Here is a 16,328-nt window from a genome sequence, read left to right as displayed (position 1 = left end):
GCTGGCATTCAGCAGGCGCTGCGACTATCTCCCGATCGTCGATTGCCGCACAATACCGGGATCTTTCTACTGATCCCGGAGAGGTCTGATGGAACAGCCCGGTGTGCTGCAGAGCTGGAACGATGACAGGGGCTTTGGCTTCATCCAGCCCGATGATGGCGGCAGCCGCGTGTTCGTGCATATCTCCGCGGTCCGGGGTGCGCAGCGCCCGGCGCAGGGCGAGCGTGTCCTCTTTGTTGCCGGGCGGGATGCCGATGGCCGTCCCCGCGCCGAGCATATGCGCGCTGTGGGGCTGGCGGTGGATCGGCCGGCGATACGGCGAAAACCCCGTGAGCAACGGCGGCAGGAGCCGGCGGCCGCTGTGCGTGGTCAACGCCAGTCCCGGCGGCCGCCGGCCATTCTTGCCGTGCGTTTCAAGTTATCGGTACTGGCGGTATTGCTGACCCTGCCCCTGGTGGGCAGCTGGAGTTTGCTCAGGGAAGGGGTGGTCTGGGTACTGGCCGCCTATCTGCTGGCCAGCGTCACCAGCCTGCTGCTGTTCTGGTCGGACAAGCACAGCGCGCAGAAGGGTCGCTGGCGTACGCCGGAGAAGACCCTGCATGGCGTGGAACTGCTGGGCGGCTGGCCGGGTACCCTGATCGCCCAGCAGCTGTTCCGGCACAAGACCCGCAAGACCAGCTACCTGGTGACCCTGTGGGCCATCATCGGCCTGCACCAGCTGATCTGGCTGGACCGACTGGTGCTGGACGGGCGCTTTCTCTGGCACTGGCTGACGCCCGTGCTCGGCTGATCAGGCCGGTACGCCCAGGCTGCGCAGGTAGTCGTCGTAACTGCCGCTGAAATCGGTCACCCCGTCGGCCGACAGTTCGATGATGCGGGTGGCCAGGGAACTGACAAACTCCCGGTCATGGCTGACGAAGATCAGGGTGCCGGGATAGTTCTCCAGCGCCAGGTTCAGAGCCTCGATGGACTCCATGTCCAGGTGGTTGGTCGGCTCGTCCATGACCATCACGTTGGCGCGGCGCAGGATCAGCTTGCCGAACAGCATCCGCCCCTGCTCACCCCCGGAAATCACCTTCACCGACTTCTGGATCTCGTCGTTGGAGAACAGCATGCGGCCGAGGGTGCCGCGCACCAGCTGTTCCCCGCCCTGGGTCCACTGGGCCATCCAGTCGAACAGGCTGCAGTCGTCCCGGAAGTCGTCGGCATGGTCCTGGGCGAAATAGCCGATATCGGCGCTTTCCGCCCACTTGACCTCGCCGGCCATGGGCGCCATTTCGCCGACCAGGGTGCGCAGCAGGGTGGTCTTGCCGAGCCCGTTGGGGCCGATGATGGCCACGCGCTCGCCGGCCTCGATCTGCAGGCTGAGATTCCTGAACAGCACCTGGCCGTCATAACCCTGACTGACCTGCTCCAGGGTCACCGCCTGGCGATGCAGCTTCTTGTGCTGCTCGAAGCGGATGAAGGGGCTGACCCGGCTGGAGGGCTTGACCTCCTCGAGCTGGATCTTGTCGATCTGCCGCGCCCGGCTGGTGGCCTGCTTGGCCTTGGAGGCATTGGCCGAGAAGCGGCTGACGAACTGCTGCAGCTCGGCGATCTGCGCCTTCTTCTTGGCGTTGTCCGACAGCAGACGTTCCCGGGCCTGGGTGGCGGCGGTCATGTACTCGTCGTAGTTGCCGGGGAACAGACGCAGCTCGCCGTAATCCAGATCCGCCATATGGGTGCAGACGCTGTTGAGGAAATGGCGGTCGTGGGAAATGATGATCATGGTGCTGCTGCGCTCGCGTAGCACCCCTTCCAGCCAGCGGATGGTGTGGATGTCCAGGTGGTTGGTGGGCTCGTCGAGCAGCAGTACATCCGGATCGGAAAACAGCGCCTGGGCCAGCAGCACCCGCAGTTTCCAGCCCGGTGCCACCTCGCTCATCGGTCCGAAGTGCTGCTCCAGCGGGATCCCCAGCCCGAGCAGCAGCTCACCGGCGCGGGATTCCGCGGTATAGCCGTCCATCTCGGCAAATTGCACCTCCAGCTCGGCCACCGCCATGCCGTCTTCCTCGCTCATCTGCGCCAGCGAGTAGATGCGGTCGCGCTCGGCCTTGACCTGCCACAGCTCGGCATGGCCCATGATCACGGTATCGATCACACTGAAGTCTTCATAGGCGAACTGATCCTGACGCAGCTTGCCCAGCCGGGTGTTGGGCTCGAGCATCACCTGACCGGCGGAGGGTTCCAGCTCGCCACCGAGGATCTTCATGAAGGTCGACTTGCCGCAGCCGTTGGCGCCGATCAGGCCGTAACGGTTGCCGTTACCGAATTTGACGGAGACGTTCTCGAACAGCGGGCGTGCGCCGAACTGCATGGTGATGTTGGCGGTGGAGATCAAGACAGGTACCTGAGGTAGAAATGGAGTGAACCGCCTGGAAGGACGGCGGCGCATTGTAAAGGCTGCGGCCTCACAGGAATAGCCGGAGCTGCTTGTATTTTGATCAATGGGGGTTATACCTATGGCGCCCCTGCGCTACGGCATCCCCCCTTTCACGACGGCGCGTGCTCGAACACCTGGGCCAGATAGTCGATCATCACCCGCACCTTGGCCGGAGGTCGGCGATCCGGTGGGTAGAGCACATGGATGCCGCCCAGCTCGACCACCGGTTTGTCCAGCGTCAGCTCCAGCAGCTCACCCCGTTGCAGCGCCTCACTGACGATGAAATCCGGCTGGTAGATGATGCCCTGACCGGCGACGGCCGCCGCCAGCAGGGCATCGCCATTGTTGGCCAGCAGATCCCCGCTGACGGCGACGCGCAGCTCTCCTTCGACTCCGAATGCCCAGTGACTGCTGCTCTGCATGGCCGACAGGGTATAGCTCAGACAGTTGTGCTGGGCCAGGTCCGCCACGGTGCGCGGCACGCCACGCCTGTCCAGATAGGCCGGGGCGGCGCAGACCTTCATGCAGCTGTCGCCGAGCTGTCTGGTCTGCAGCGGACTGTCGGCCAGCCGGCCGATGCGGATGGCCAGGTCCCAGTTGCCATCGATCAGGTCCAGCAGTGCATCGCTCAGGCCCAGTTCCACCCTGACCTCCGGGTGCTGCTGACTGAAGCCGTGCAGCAGCGGGGCAATAAAACGCGTACCGAAGGACAGCGGCACGTTCATGCGCAGCAGGCCGCTGGCCTTGACGCGCTGGGAGGCTGCGGCGGCTTCCGCCTCGTCAATCTCCGGCAGGATGCGCTGGCAGGCGTCCAGATAATTGCTGCCCGCCTCGGTCAGGCTCAGGCGCCTTGTGGTGCGGTGAAACAGCTTGACCCCCAGCCGGGCTTCCAGTGCATTCACATGCTTGGTTGCCATGGCCGGGGACATGCCCAGATGGCGCGCCGCAGCAGACAGGCTGCCGGTGCTGGCGGCACGTACGAAAACCCGCATGCTGGTAACACGATCCATCCCATTTCCTACTATCAGTCATAAGTGTCAGATCATATTAGCCTGTTCTCATGCCCATGGTGGGCAGCCATACTGGCGGCCTACAGAGTTGGAGGGTATATCCATGCACGGTCAACAAGATACGCGTCAGCCGACGCTGTTCATTCCCCATGGCGGCGGTCCCTGTTTCTTCATGGACTGGAACCCGGCGGATACCTGGGCCGGCATGGGGCGTTTTCTGCGGGGCCTGGCCAGCACCCTGCCCCAGCGTCCGAGTGCCATCGTGATGGTCTCGGCGCACTGGCTCGAACCGCAGTTCCGGCTGACCGGCCATCCCCGGCCGGAACTTATCTATGACTATTACGGCTTTCCTCAGCCTACCTATGAGCTGACCTATCCGGCACCGGGTGCGCCGGCCCTGGCCGGCGAGCTGGCAGAGCTGCTGAATGCGGCACAGCTGCCGGCGCAGGTGGATCCCGAGCGTGGCTACGACCATGGCATGTTCATCCCGCTCAAGCTGGTGTTTCCCGAAGCGGACATTCCGGTGCTGCAGCTGTCCCTGCGCAGCGATCTGGATCCGGCGACGCATCTGGCTGTGGGCCGCGCGCTGGAGACGCTGCGCGAGCGCAATATCCTGATCATCGGCAGCGGCATGAGCTTCCATAACATGCGGGCCTATGGCGATGCCCGCTTCGGGCCGGTGTCCGACGAGTTCGATGACTGGCTGACCCGTGCGGTGCAGAGCCCGGCGGCCGAGCGCGAGCGATTGCTCACCGACTGGGCCGCCGCGCCCCAGGCCTACCAGTGTCACCCCCGGGGTCATGAGGAACACCTGATTCCGCTGCTGGTGGCTGCCGGAGCGGGGGGCGCGGCGCCGGGGCAGAAGATCTATTCGGAACGGGTGATGCAGACCACCATTTCCGCGTTCCGTTTTGATTGAGTCGCCATATATATCCGATGACCTGTGCGGATATACTCCGGCAGCGGACTTTGAAGTGATGACTAGGAGCAGGACATGAATGATTCGAAGGAGCGCTATGGCGCTTTAACCCGGTTCTTCCACTGGGGCATGGGGCTGCTGATCGTCTGGCAGTTCCTCAAGTTCTTCGACCGCATCAACGACGGTGAGCACTGGGTCGGCCAGACACTGGTGCCCTGGCACATCTCCATCGGCTCGCTGCTGCTGGTATTGATAGTACTGCGCATTCTCTGGGCCGTCGGGCAGAGGAAAAACCGACCCGAGCAGGATCCGGCGACCGCTCTGCTGGTCAAGGCCGGCCACGGGTTGCTTTACCTGTGCATGCTGCTGCCGATCACCGGGCTGATGATCATGATTGGCAATGGCTACGGCTGGTCCCCGTTCGGCAAGCAGCTGGTGGCCCGTGGGGCCACCGACATCGAATGGATGGCAACCCTGGGCAGCGTCCATTCGCTGATTGCCTGGACCCTGCTTATCCTGGTGGTGGGCCACGTCGGCATGGCCCTGCTGCATCAGCTGGTGAAGAAGGACGGCGTGCTGCGGCGCATGCTGTAACCCCGTCGGCACCATTACTGCCGGCACCATTACTGCGCCCCCACTTCGGGGGCGCAGTGCGTTCTGATCAATGATTGGCTGAAACCCCTGCCGGCGACAATAATGCAGGGTATCCCGATACGATGAGGTGTCCCCCTTGGCTTCCAGTCTGCTGGCCCTGCTTGACGATATTGCCACCCTGCTCGACGACGTATCCCTGATGAGCAAGGTGGCGGCGAAGAAGACCGCCGGGGTGCTGGGAGATGACCTGGCGCTGAATGCCCAGCAGGTCACCGGCGTTCGCGCCGAGCGGGAGCTGCCGGTGGTCTGGGCGGTGGCCAAGGGGTCGCTGCGCAACAAGGTGATTCTGGTCCCGGGGGCCCTGCTGATCAGCGCCTTCATTCCCTGGTTGATAACGCCACTGCTGATGCTGGGTGGCGCCTTTCTCTGTTACGAGGGTTTCGAGAAGCTGGCGCACCGCTTCCTGCATGACGACAGTGAACGGCATGCAGAGAAGCTGCAGGCGCTGAGCGACCCCAAGGTGGATCTGGTGGCCTTCGAGAAGGACAAGATCAGCGGCGCCGTGCGTACCGATTTCATCCTCTCGGCGGAGATCGTCGCCATTACCCTGGGTACGGTCGCCGCCGCCACCTTCACCACCCAGGTACTGGTGCTGTCGACAATTGCCCTGGCCGTCACTGTTGGTGTCTATGGACTGGTAGCGGGCATTGTCAAGCTCGACGACGCCGGGCTGGCCCTGTGTCAGCGTGGCAGCGGCCTTTCGCAGAAGCTCGGTGGTGCCCTGCTGTGGCTGGCGCCCTGGCTGATGAAGACCCTGTCGGTGGTGGGTACTGCGGCGATGTTCATGGTGGGCGGCGGCATTCTCACCCACGGCTTCCACGCCCTCGGCCACTGGATCGAGAACACCGCCGAACACAGTCTGGAACTCCCCTGGATCGGCTCGGTCCTCGGCGGCCTGCTGCCCACGGTGATGTCCGCCGGGGTCGGCATCCTCGCCGGGGCGCTGATCTTTGCGGTGGTCGGTCTGGGGAGCCGCCTGTTCCGTCGCCCGGCCCGGCACGGCTGAAAGCCTGAACAAGCCGGCCTGGTGTCTGTCCGATGATGTGGATATCCGACCATTCCCATCAGAGGAGAGCCACATGAACACGCCTACAAGACTGCTGCTCGCCGGCGCTCTGAGTCTGGCGGCGATTGGCGCCCAGGCTGCTTCGCAGCAGGTGACCATTCACCTGGTGGATGCCCAGGGGCAGCAGCAGGAAATCGGCCATATCGAGATCAGCGAAACCCGGTATGGACTGCTGTTTACCCCGGCACTGAAGTCCCTGGAACCGGGCCTGCACGGTTTCCACGTGCATGAGAACGGCAGCTGCGACCCGGCGGAGAAGGACGGCGAAAGGGTCCCCGCCCAGGCCGCCGGCGGTCATTTCGATCCCCAGGGGACGGGTGAGCATGCTGGCCCCTGGGGTGATGGTCATCTGGGCGATCTGCCTGCGCTGTATGTGAATGGCGAGGGTGTGGCGGACTACCCGGTGCTGGCCCCGCGTCTGAGCAAGCTTGATCAGATCAGCGGCCGCGCGCTGATGATCCACGCCGGCGGTGACAACCATGCCGACCACCCCGAACCACTCGGCGGCGGTGGCGCGCGTCTGGCCTGCGGCGTTATCTGAGGCTCCGTCCGGGGACCTGATCTGACGCTGCCGACCGTGGGCGGCGTCAGTCCCGGTAGAACACCTGCACCAGATGCCAGCCGAACTGCGTCTTGACCGGGCCGTGGACCACCTTCAGCGGTTTCTTGAAGATGATCTGGTCGATCGCCCGGACCATCTGCCCCGGGCGTACCTCGCCCAGATCGCCGCCGCGCTTCTTTGACGGGCAGGTTGAGTGCTTTCTGGCCAGTACATCAAAGGCTTCGCCGGCGGCGATACGCTTCTTCAGCGCCAGCGCTTCATCCTCGGTCTTGACCAGAATGTGTCGGGCCATGGCAACGGGCATGGGGTGACTCCTTACTCGAGGCGTGTCGGTGGCAGGTAGACGGTAAAGTCGTTGATCGGCTGCACCAGGACGCTGTGCGGGAACTGCTGCCGGGCGTAGTTTACCAGTCCCAGGCGGTCGAACAGCGCGAATCGGGCGCTCAGCAGCTCCGCCGGCTGCACTGCCAGGCGGTCATGCCAGACCCGGTAGGCTCCGAGACGGCGGTCGCGCAGGCGGTGATAGAAGCCTACCAGCGGGTGGGTCAGGCAGAACAGCGCGGTCTCCTCGTCGGCGAAGCCGGGATAGGTCGGCGCCTGCTGTACCGGTTGGCGCAGGCTCAGCTCGGCGCTGCCCCAGGCCGAGGCGGAATGCATGCGATAGTGGCGGTAGAACTGGCCGCCGGGCTCGAGTTCACAGTCGAACCGGGTGCGTGCCGGGTGCCAGGGCTGCTGCCAGAGGTAGCGCGGCAGCGGCAGCGTCCAGGAGTCCAGGGTGGTGCCGAGAAACCAGACCGCGCGCTCGCCGCTGTGCTGGTCGATGACATAGGCCCGGTAGTCCACCTGGGCCATCTCCAGCGTCGGTGACGGATAGGCAGCGAGTCCGAAATCCACATTGAGGAAAGGGACTGCCGAGACCAGCGCCTGATCGCGACCGTCGATACGTACCGTATCCAGGCGAAAGCGTGGCGGTATCAGGCCGCGCAGGGGTTCCGGGTCCACCGCATAACTGACAATGGCGAAATGCCGCAGGCGGCATTGCACGTTGATGCCCGAGACCGGTGTCGGCGGCACCCAGTGGTCGGCGAAGCGCAGGGACTGGCCCGGATCGCGGGCAAGCGGGACGGCTGACCGCTCGGCAGGAGCGGGGCCACGCTCGACGTCATGCATGGATCAATCCTGATTGTCGTTCTGGCGTTGTCCAGCCTTGTTTGACAACCGTAATCCGCGCAGGCTCCGCTTGACGTTCTTCAGGTGGTTCACCAGCTCGGGCCCGCGGCGCATGGCCATGCCCATGGCCAGTACATCGATCACCACCAGATGGGCGATACGCGAGGACAACGGGGTGTAGATGTCGGTGTCCTCGATAACATCGATGGGGATATGAATGCGCCCCAGCTCCGCCAGCGGGGTGTTGCTCGGGCACAGGCTGATCAGGGTCGCACCGGTTTCCACCACCAGCGAGGCGGAATGCAGCAGGTCCTTGGTTCGGCCGGTCTGGGAGATGGCCACCGCCACATCATAGGGGCCGAGGGTCACCGCCGACATGGCCTGCATGTGCGGGTCGGAATAGGCAGCGGTGGAGACCTGCAGACGGAAGAACTTGTGCTGGGCATCACTGGCCACGGCGCCGGAGGCACCGAAACCGTAGAACTCCACACGCCGTGCCTCGGCCATGGCCAGGATCGCCTGCTCCATGGCATCGGCATCCAGGCTTTCACGCACATCCATCAGGGTCGCCAGGGTGGTATCGAAGATCTTGTGCGACAGCTCCTCGATACTGTCGTCCTCGCTGATCGAAAACTGACCGAAACTGGCGCCGGCGGCCAGACTCTGGGCCAGCTTGAGCTTGAGATCCTGGAAACCGCTGCAGCCGATGGCCCGGCAGAAGCGCACAATGGTCGGCTCGCTGACGCCCACTTCCCGCGCCAGGTCGGCCATGGATGAATGCATCACCTGGGCGGCATGGTTGAGAACGTGGTCGGCAACCTTCAGCTCCGACTTGCGGAGGGAGTCGCGATTGCCTGCAATATGTTGGAGCAAATTCACGGTGGCTTCATGTTAGTCTGCGGATCGGGGCGTGCTTATGTCTTGTAGTTATACTACAAAAAACGCCCCTCCGCTTTTCCGAGGAGGACTCCAGTGACTGCGCGTTGGGGCAATGCCTGCGATATCGTGGTTTTCGGTGGCACCGGCGATCTGGCCATGCGCAAGCTGCTGCCAGCCCTGTATTACCTGCATCGGGATCGTCATCTGCATCCGCAGACCCGCATTCTCGCCCTGGCCCGGGCGCGGCATGAACCCGAGGCCTATCGCAGGCTGGTGCGCCGGCATGTCAGCCAGCATGTGGCCAGCGCCGACTTCAGCGAGGACAGCTGGGGAAGTTTCTCCGCACGTCTGGACTACATGCCCCTGGACATCAGTCAGCGGCTGGAATTTGCCAGATTGGCGCGCCATCTGGGCGACAGCCCGGGGCGGGTCAGGGTCTTCTATCTGGCCACGCTGCCCGATCTGTTCGCCCCCACGGCGCTGCATCTGCACGGCGCCGGTCTGGTCGATGATCAGGCGCGCATAGTGCTGGAGAAGCCCCTGGGCGAAAGTCTGGCCACCGCCCGGCGGGTCAATGATCAGATCGGCAGCGTGTTCGACGAGTCCCGGGTGTTCCGCATCGATCATTTTCTCGGCAAGGAAGCGGTGCAGAACCTGCTGGCCCTGCGCTTCGGCAATGCCCTGTTCGAGCCGCTGTGGCGCAACGGCCACATTGATCATGTACAGATCAGCGTACTGGAGACCGTGGGCGTGGAAAACCGCGGCGCCTACTACGATCAGGCCGGCGCCATGCGCGACATGGTGCAGAACCATCTGCTGCAGCTGCTGTGTCTGGTGGCCATGGAGGCGCCGGTGCATTTCGAGCCGGAGGCGGTGCGTAACGAGAAGCTCAAGATACTCGAGGCGCTGCGGCCGATCACCGGCATGGATGTGCAGGATCAGACCGTGCGCGGGCAGTATTCCAGAGGCCGGCGCGCCGGCGAGACCTTGCCCGCCTACTACTTCGAGAAGAGTGTCGATCACGACAGCAATACCGAAACCTATGTCGCGCTGCGCGCCGAGATCGACAACTGGCGCTGGGCCGGCGTGCCTTTCTACCTGCGCACCGGCAAGTCCCTGGCCCAGCGCAAGTCGGAGATCGTCATCCAGTTCAAGTCGGTACCCCACCGGCTGTTCCCCGGCACCACGCCGGAGGGCAACCGCCTGGTCATCCGCCTGCAGCCGGACGAGAGCATCAGTCTGTCACTGATGGCCAAGTCGCCGGGGCGCGGCATGGCGCTGCAGGAGGTGGAGCTGGATCTGCATTTCGACGAGGCCTTCAAGCGCCGCCGCTGGGATGCCTACGAACGTTTGCTGCTGGATGTAATCGAGGGCGATGCAACACTTTTCATGCGACGTGACGAGATCGAGGCGGCCTGGCGCTGGGTCGACCCCATCATTGGTGGTTGGCAAGAGGTGTACCGCTCGCCCAAACGCTACGCCGCAGGCAGCTGGGGGCCGGAGGCTGCCGACAGTCTGCTGGAGCGGGCCGGACACGCCTGGTTTGATGAGCGCGGCGACTGATCCCGCGCCCTAGCGGGCGCTCGAGGAAAGGTCGGCCTTGCCGGTTCCGTGGCGGCGCTGCAGCAGTTGGGTCAGCACCTGAGCCGGCACCGGTTTGCTGATCAGATAGCCCTGCACCTCATCACAGCCCTGATTACGCAGGAACGCCAGCTGGCTGTCCTGCTCCACCCCTTCGGCCACCACCTGCAGGTTCATGCTGTGCGCCATGGCGATGATAGCGCGCACTATGGCCGAGTCCCGGGAATGCTCATCCAGCTCGCTGATGAAAGCGCGGTCGATCTTCAGGCTGTGAATCGGGAAATGCTTGAGGTAGGCCAGGGATGAATAGCCGGTGCCGAAATCGTCCACCGACAGCTTGACCCCCTGTTCCTCGAGAGCGTTGAGGTTGTTGGCCACCGCGCTGCTCTGTTCGAGCAGCATGCTCTCGGTCAGCTCCAGCTCCAGCAGATGGGCGGGCAGATCTGCCTCGCGCAGTATTTCCGCCACCTCGGCGGCGAACCGCGGCTGGCGCAGCTGCTGCACCGACATGTTCACCGCCACCCGTATCGGCGTGGGGCCCGCGTGCAGCCACTGGCTGGCCTGGGAGCAGGCCTGGCGCAGCACCAGATTGCCCAGCTGCAGTATCAGGCCGGTTTCCTCGGCGATGGGGATGAATTCGGCGGGCGGCAGCATGCCCCGGGTCGGATGTTTCCAGCGGGCCAGGGCCTCGACACTGGTGATCAGATTGGAGCTCAGGTGCAGTTTGGGCTGGTAATGGACCTGCAGCTGCTCCTCCGTGATGGCCTTGCGCAGCTCGTTCTCCAGCTGCAGACGATCAGCCTTGGGACTGGGCAGATCGGCGGAATAGAACTTGAAGCAGTTGCCGCCCATGCGCTTGGCATGCTGCATGGCCTGGTTGGCCCTGTTGATCAGCTGCAGGCTGTTGCGGGCATTGTCCGGGAACAGGCTGATGCCGATGGAGGCCGAGACGATGAGTTCGTTGTCGCCGAGGACGATGGGTTCGGCCAGTATCTGCAGCAGCTTTTCGGCCAGCGCCCTGGTCTGCAGCTGGGACAGGTTCTGCTCGACCACCACAAACTCGTCGGCGGACAGGCGGGCCAGGATAAAGGCGTCGGGCAGCAGGCTGCGGAGGCGGTCGGCGACCTCGCACAGCAGGGCATCGGCCTGGATATGCCCCAGGGTATCGTTGATGTACTTGAAGCGGTCCAGGTCGATATGCAACAGGGTCAGGTGCTGGCCCTGGGCTCGGGCGGCGGCGGTTGCCTCTTCCAGACTGTGGGTGAACAGACTGCGGTTTGCCAGCTGGGTCAGGGGATCATGATCGGACAGGTAGCGCAGCTGTTCCTCGGTCTTGCGCCGAATGGTCTGGTCGGCAAAGAACCCGACGTAGTGGGTGATCTCGTTCAGCTCGTTGCGTACCACGGTCAGCTGCAGCCACTGGGGATAGCGTTCACCGCTGCGGCGCTGCTCTATCACTTCGCCCTCCCAGCGGTCCTGGTTGCGCAGCGCGGCGCGCATGCGGGCATAGGTGTCCAGGGTTTCCGGATCGCTGCTCAGGCTGAACAGCGGCTGCTCGAGTATGTCTCTGGCGGCGTAGCCGGTGATGACGCTGAAGGCCTGGTTGACCGCCAGCACCCGTAAGGTCGGGTCGAGGATGAAGATGCCATCGGAAGTGGCTTCGAATACGGTCGCGGCGAGCCGGTCCAGGTCATGGCGCTGGCGCCGGGCGGTTATGTCGCGCCGGGTGCCTATCATGCGCTGGGCCCGGCCGTTGATGTCCCGGTCCACGGCGCGCCCGTTGTCCTCCACCCAGACCCAGTGGCCCTGCTGATGGCGGACCCGGTATTCAATGCAATAGGGCGTGCCGTCCTTGAAGTGACGGATCAACGCCTCGCGCACCCGGCCCAGATCATCCGGATGCACCCTGGGTCTGAGGTCGCCGAGCATGGTGACCTGGCTCTGCTCGAGGCCGAAGATCTCCTCGAGGTGGGAGTGGTAGACGATATCGGTCCGCAGATCCCAGTCCCACAGCCCCAGGGCACTGGCCTCCAGCGCCATGCTCAGGCGGGCCTGGGTCTGCTGCAGTTCGGTGGTGCGCTGTGCCACCCGGTGCTCCAGGGCATCGTGGCTGTTGCGCAGCTCCTGCTCCGCCTGCCGGCGGCGCTGGATCTCGCCGGTCAGCTGTAGGTTCAGCGCCTCCGCCTGCTGACGGGCCTCGTCCAGCCGGAACAGCAGCGCCTGGTTGCGCAGGTTGCTCTGCAGGGCCCGGTTCGCCGAATGATTGAGGTAGGCCGCCGCCAGCAGGATGCAACCGAACAGGGTGATCCCCATGAGTCCCCAGTAGGGACTGCTGGCGTCCTTCTGCAGCAGCAGGAACAGCGATGGCAGCAACCAGCCGGGCAGGGCCACACTGAGGAAGGCGCTGAAGCGATGTGCGTGAATGATGCTGACGCAGATCATCACCCCCCCAGCCACGGCATAGGTGCTGGCCTGCACAGCAAAGCTGTCTGCCGGGACCAGCAATACATGAATCAGACCCAGCGCCAACCCGGAAAAGAAATTGCCGGTGTAGAGCAGGGCGACCCAGTAAGGACGCAGACGTTGTTCCACCGAACTGCGTTGATAGGCGTGGGCGATACGCACCCGCAGCAGGGCCAGGCCAAAGATAGCCGCCAGCCAGCTCAACACCAAGGAGTGGGAAGTATGCTCCCAGGTCAGCACCGCTATTACCACCGCCGCCAGCAACACCAACCACTGGGATAGTCGAGAATAGAGAAACAGCAGGTCTATCTGGTGCAGGCGCTGATCAGCTGCCGCAGCGGTAATGCGTCGCTCGCTGTAGCTCATGCTGGCATCAACCTGCAAAAGGGCGGGGCGTCCCGGGTTGTCATTACTCTTCCATGATGTGGTGGTGTTCCAGCTGCAAACCATACACCAGAGATGCGCCCCGGCACATCCCCCGATCGCTGGCGGGAGCAGCCCCGATACAGCGATTTTGCGGGTATCATCAGCATGACTTCCGCCAGCATGTCTTCTTGTCGTGATTTTATATGCCCGTGCCGTTACCCCTTGCCCTTGTGTGGCTCGTCCTGCTCTGGCTGCCTGCGTTGGCCCAGGCCAAGGCATTGCAGCTGGCGTCTTGCGATAGCGAGCGTATAGACCTGCAGCCCTGGCTGCAGGTGTACGAAGATGTCTACGGTGAGCAGACGCTGGATGGCGTTCTCAACACCGTGGAGCTGGATTCGATGGAGCTGCCGCACCTGCGTCCGAACCTGGCCAGCGCGGCGTTATGGCTGCGCTTCGATGTGGTCAACACGGGCTCTGAGAATTGTCGCATGTGGCTGTTTCCCGGTGCGCCCCGGGCCCGTGATATGCGGCTGTTCCAGAAGCACGAGGAGCAATGGCAGCAGCGTGTGGCGGGCGCCGACTGGCCATTGCAGAGCTGGGATTCGCCACTGCGCCTGCCGGCCTTCGAGCTGCAGTTGCCGGCAGGGCAGTCCCGCACCTTCGTCCTGCGCATGAGCAATTCGCCGCCACTGGCCATGCAGCCGATGGTGCTGTCGCACGAGGGCCTGTCGCGCATCCGCATGGCCGAGAGCACTGCCGACGGTATGGTGTTCGGTATCGCCGGGCTGCTGGTGCTGCTGTGCCTGGTGGTAGGCTCAATCTATCGCTGGCCGCTGCTGATTGCCCACGCTCTGGTAGTCATGCTGTATGTATTGTACGTCGCCTTGCGTGCTGGTTATGGCTTTGTCCATCTGTGGCCGGATGCGCCGCGGCTGGACAGTAATCTGATCATCCTGCTGCGCGCCGCCATGGGCGTGGCGGTGGTCGGCTATCTTCGCCTGTTGTTGCAGGTGCGCCGGTTTCCGCGTTGGTGTGGTCATCTGCTCAGTGGCTGGCAGGCCCTGCTGGTGTTGTACGGACTGGGACAGGTTGGGCTGGGCGGGGTGTGGCTGGACAATACCCTGAGCTGGGCGGTCAGTGGTGTATCGGCCTTGCTCATGCTGCTGGTGACCTGGTACGGGCACCACCTTCGGCTGGGCTATAACTGGTTCTGCTACCTGTTCCCCTCTCTGCTGGCACTGCAGATAATAATACAGGGGGGCTTCGTGTTGCAGCTGTGGCAGATGTCGACTTACGAGTTCAGCTGGTATTCGATGTCCGTGTTGCCAAATGCACTCTTGCTGATGTACACCCTGATCAGTCAAGTGCAGTGGGGGCGTCAGCGGGAAAAGCGCGCGCTGCTGGATATCGACCAGTTGAAGCAGACTGAAAGGGAGCGGCTCGAACACACTGTCACCGTGCGCACCAGCCAGCTGCGTGACGCCCTGTCGGCGCAGAACCACCTGCTGGCGCGCATCAGCCACGACCTGCGCACCCCGATGCAGGGCATCCTCGACAGCGCCAGACGGATACAGGGTGCCGAACAGGAACATGCCCGGTATATCGAACAGCACGCGAGGCTGCAGCTGGAGCTGATCGACGAGCTGCTGGAGTTTTCCCGCAGCGAGCTGCAGCAGATGGAGTTGCTGATGGCACCGGGTTACCTGTTCGGCTTCCTGCGGGAGATCGAGGAGATCGGTCACTTTCTCGCCCAGCGCAACCACAATCATTTTACTTGCCTGCTGGCCGACGACCTGCCGTTGCTGGTCAATGCCGACTTCCGGCGGTTGCGCCAGATACTGGTCAACCTGCTGGCCAATGCCGGGAAGTTCACCCTCAACGGTACCATCACGCTCCGCGTCAGTCGGGGCGTCCAGAGCGAAGACGGGTGGGTACTGCTCGATTTCAGTGTGCAGGACAGCGGTATCGGCATTCCTCCGGCGGAAATGGCGCAGTTGACTGAGCCCTTCCAGCGTGCCAGCAACGCGGCGCGGCACGAGGGTGTCGGGCTGGGTCTGTATATCGTCCGGCAGATGCTGGAGCGGATGGATAGCCGTTTGCACATCGCCTGTCCGGCCGGTGGTGGCAGCCGCTTCAGCTTCACCCTTCAGCTGGAGCTGGCGGCGGAGCAGGAGCTGGACACGGTCATGCAGGAAAGTCATCTGCTCAGCGTGAATGGAGAGGGTAAGTGCATTCTGGTGGTGGACGATGCTGACCTCAGCCGGGAGCTGATCCATGAGTTGCTGTGTGGCTACGATTATGAGGTGCAGGCCTGTGCCGATGTCGACCAGGCGTTGGATTGGCTGGCCGGGGAGTCCCCCGACCTGGTGCTCTGTGACCAGTACATGCCGCTGTCCAGTGGCTGGGTGCTGCTGGACTGGATCAGGCAGCACCGACCTGAGCTGCCGGTCATTCTGCATTCGGCTTCGCCGCCAAGGCCACCGGATGAATATCGCCATCTGGCATTCGATGCCTCGATACTGAAGCCGGCCCGGACCGATAGACTGTTACGCTTGATTGACAGTACTCTGAACCAGACGCCTGTCCCGGCACCAGCGTGTGGCGAGCCGGGCCGGGATGCCCGCCATCCTCGGCAGGGGTACAAGGACAGGTTGCAGCCATGAGCCATACAGTGCCTCCCCAGGGTATCCATGTCCTGATCATCGATGACTGTCCGGAAACGCTTCGGCCGCTGTCGGGTCTGATTCGTTCGGCTGGCATGCGGCTGTCCCTGCTGACCGAGCCGCGGCAGGCGCTGCAACGGGCCCAGGCATTGCGCCCGGATCTGATCCTGCTGGATGTGCACATGGCGCAGATGGATGGCTTCGCCGTATGCCGCCTGCTGCAGGAGGCGCCGCAGACCAGGCAGATCCCAATCATCTTCCTCACGTCGGCCGTGGCCGTCGAGCAGCGCCTGCAGGGCTTGACCCTGGGCGGCGTGGACTATGTCGTCAAGCCGTTCGCCCCGGAGGAGGTGCTGGCGCGCATCCGGATCCATGTACAACTGGCGCGGCGGGATAGCCCGGCCGAGGTCAATGTCGACTACGGGGAGGCGGTGCGAGACCCTGATCAGGTCATCCTGCATGCCGCCATGCGACTGATTGCCCAGCAACTGGATGCGCCGCCGACATTGTCAGACATCGCCCGGCAGGTTGGCACGCATGACAAGAAGCTGTCCGCCATCTTCCGGCGGTAAC

At 63.7% G+C, this 16,328-nt stretch carries 14 protein-coding genes; 8 read left to right on the top strand and 6 right to left on the bottom strand.

Annotated features, from left to right (window positions below; genetic code table 11):
* The first annotated feature begins 88 nt into the window (after positions 1 to 88).
* Complete coding sequence (locus BM046_RS10900; RefSeq protein ID WP_090539403.1) at positions 89 to 790, top strand: DUF1294 domain-containing protein; 702 nt, start codon at positions 89 to 91, stop codon at positions 788 to 790.
* On the opposite strand, the gene BM046_RS10895 is transcribed toward BM046_RS10900, so the two are convergent.
* Complete coding sequence (locus tag BM046_RS10895; RefSeq protein WP_090539400.1) at positions 791 to 2,380, bottom strand: ABC-F family ATPase; 1,590 nt, start codon at positions 2,378 to 2,380, stop codon at positions 791 to 793. It lies immediately after the preceding gene.
* 152 nt (positions 2,381 to 2,532) lie between these two features.
* On the bottom strand, positions 2,533 to 3,432 hold the full coding sequence (locus BM046_RS10890; protein WP_090539398.1) for a LysR family transcriptional regulator: 900 nt from the start codon (positions 3,430 to 3,432) through the stop codon (positions 2,533 to 2,535).
* Between the two features lie 103 nt (positions 3,433 to 3,535).
* On the opposite strand from BM046_RS10890, the gene BM046_RS10885 reads away from it, so the two are divergent.
* From BM046_RS10885 to sodC, 4 genes are all read left to right on the top strand, one after another.
* A complete protein-coding gene (locus tag BM046_RS10885) occupies positions 3,536 to 4,351 on the top strand; it encodes a DODA-type extradiol aromatic ring-opening family dioxygenase (RefSeq protein WP_090539397.1) in 816 nt (271 codons plus the stop codon).
* A 75-nt stretch (positions 4,352 to 4,426) separates the two neighbouring features.
* Positions 4,427 to 4,945, top strand: coding sequence for a cytochrome b (locus BM046_RS10880; RefSeq protein ID WP_090539395.1), 519 nt, complete (start codon positions 4,427 to 4,429; stop codon positions 4,943 to 4,945).
* 136 nt (positions 4,946 to 5,081) lie between these two features.
* Entirely contained in the window at positions 5,082 to 6,011 is a 930-nt protein-coding gene (locus BM046_RS10875) for a DUF808 domain-containing protein (RefSeq protein WP_090539393.1), read from the top strand.
* A 73-nt stretch (positions 6,012 to 6,084) separates the two neighbouring features.
* Positions 6,085 to 6,612 (top strand): superoxide dismutase family protein, encoded by a 528-nt coding sequence (gene sodC / locus BM046_RS10870; RefSeq protein ID WP_090539392.1) that lies wholly within the window; start codon positions 6,085 to 6,087, stop codon positions 6,610 to 6,612.
* Between the two features lie 46 nt (positions 6,613 to 6,658).
* On the opposite strand, the gene BM046_RS10865 is transcribed toward sodC, so the two are convergent.
* Genes BM046_RS10865 through hexR form a run of 3 tightly spaced genes read right to left on the bottom strand, consistent with a single transcriptional unit; the run spans position 6,659 to position 8,682 of the window.
* Positions 6,659 to 6,937 carry a peptidylprolyl isomerase gene (locus BM046_RS10865; protein ID WP_090539390.1) on the bottom strand — a complete coding sequence of 93 codons (279 nt, stop codon included), beginning with the start codon at positions 6,935 to 6,937 and terminating at the stop codon, positions 6,659 to 6,661.
* 11 nt (positions 6,938 to 6,948) lie between these two features.
* A complete protein-coding gene (locus BM046_RS10860; protein ID WP_090539388.1) occupies positions 6,949 to 7,803 on the bottom strand; it encodes a DUF2071 domain-containing protein in 855 nt (284 codons plus the stop codon).
* 3 nt (positions 7,804 to 7,806) lie between these two features.
* Positions 7,807 to 8,682, bottom strand: a complete 876-nt coding sequence (hexR, locus tag BM046_RS10855; RefSeq protein WP_090539386.1) for a transcriptional regulator HexR — start codon at positions 8,680 to 8,682, stop codon at positions 7,807 to 7,809.
* A 93-nt stretch (positions 8,683 to 8,775) separates the two neighbouring features.
* Here hexR and zwf point away from each other — a divergent pair, with 93 nt between their 5' ends.
* Positions 8,776 to 10,245, top strand: a complete 1,470-nt coding sequence (zwf, locus tag BM046_RS10850) for a glucose-6-phosphate dehydrogenase (protein ID WP_268875176.1) — start codon at positions 8,776 to 8,778, stop codon at positions 10,243 to 10,245.
* A 9-nt stretch (positions 10,246 to 10,254) separates the two neighbouring features.
* Here the strand turns inward: zwf and BM046_RS10845 are convergent, their stop codons facing one another.
* Entirely contained in the window at positions 10,255 to 13,092 is a 2,838-nt protein-coding gene (locus BM046_RS10845) for a putative bifunctional diguanylate cyclase/phosphodiesterase (protein WP_090539590.1), read from the bottom strand.
* A gap of 203 nt (positions 13,093 to 13,295) precedes the next feature.
* Here BM046_RS10845 and BM046_RS10840 point away from each other — a divergent pair, with 203 nt between their 5' ends.
* Positions 13,296 to 15,755, top strand: coding sequence for an ATP-binding protein (locus BM046_RS10840; RefSeq protein ID WP_090539384.1), 2,460 nt, complete (start codon positions 13,296 to 13,298; stop codon positions 15,753 to 15,755).
* Positions 15,752 to 16,327, top strand: coding sequence for a response regulator (locus BM046_RS10835; RefSeq protein WP_235818628.1), 576 nt, complete (start codon positions 15,752 to 15,754; stop codon positions 16,325 to 16,327). The genes BM046_RS10840 and BM046_RS10835 overlap by 4 nt, the downstream gene beginning before the upstream one ends.
* Position 16,328 lies beyond the last annotated feature (1 nt).

Source organism: Halopseudomonas formosensis (assembly GCF_900115905.1).
In the GTDB taxonomy this organism is placed as follows: Bacteria; Pseudomonadota; Gammaproteobacteria; order Pseudomonadales; family Pseudomonadaceae; genus Halopseudomonas; species Halopseudomonas formosensis.
The sequence above is the reverse complement of the archived record's forward strand: the minus strand, read 5'-3'. Positions and strand labels throughout refer to the sequence as shown.

Excerpts from the sequence above, each read along its gene's own strand:
- BM046_RS10860 (WP_090539388.1), bottom strand. The coding sequence starts at position 7,803 with ATGCATGACGTCGAGCGTGGCCCCGCTCCTGCCGAGCGGTCAGCCGTC.
- BM046_RS10890 (WP_090539398.1), bottom strand. The coding sequence starts at position 3,432 with ATGGATCGTGTTACCAGCATGCGGGTTTTCGTACGTGCCGCCAGCACC.
- BM046_RS10880 (WP_090539395.1), top strand. The coding sequence starts at position 4,427 with ATGAATGATTCGAAGGAGCGCTATGGCGCTTTAACCCGGTTCTTCCAC.
- BM046_RS10840 (WP_090539384.1), top strand. The coding sequence starts at position 13,296 with ATGCCCGTGCCGTTACCCCTTGCCCTTGTGTGGCTCGTCCTGCTCTGG.
- BM046_RS10865 (WP_090539390.1), bottom strand. The coding sequence starts at position 6,937 with ATGCCCGTTGCCATGGCCCGACACATTCTGGTCAAGACCGAGGATGAA.
- sodC (WP_090539392.1), top strand. The coding sequence starts at position 6,085 with ATGAACACGCCTACAAGACTGCTGCTCGCCGGCGCTCTGAGTCTGGCG.
- BM046_RS10835 (WP_235818628.1), top strand. The coding sequence starts at position 15,752 with ATGAGCCATACAGTGCCTCCCCAGGGTATCCATGTCCTGATCATCGAT.
- BM046_RS10885 (WP_090539397.1), top strand. The coding sequence starts at position 3,536 with ATGCACGGTCAACAAGATACGCGTCAGCCGACGCTGTTCATTCCCCAT.
- BM046_RS10845 (WP_090539590.1), bottom strand. The coding sequence starts at position 13,092 with ATGAGCTACAGCGAGCGACGCATTACCGCTGCGGCAGCTGATCAGCGC.
- BM046_RS10900 (WP_090539403.1), top strand. The coding sequence starts at position 89 with ATGGAACAGCCCGGTGTGCTGCAGAGCTGGAACGATGACAGGGGCTTT.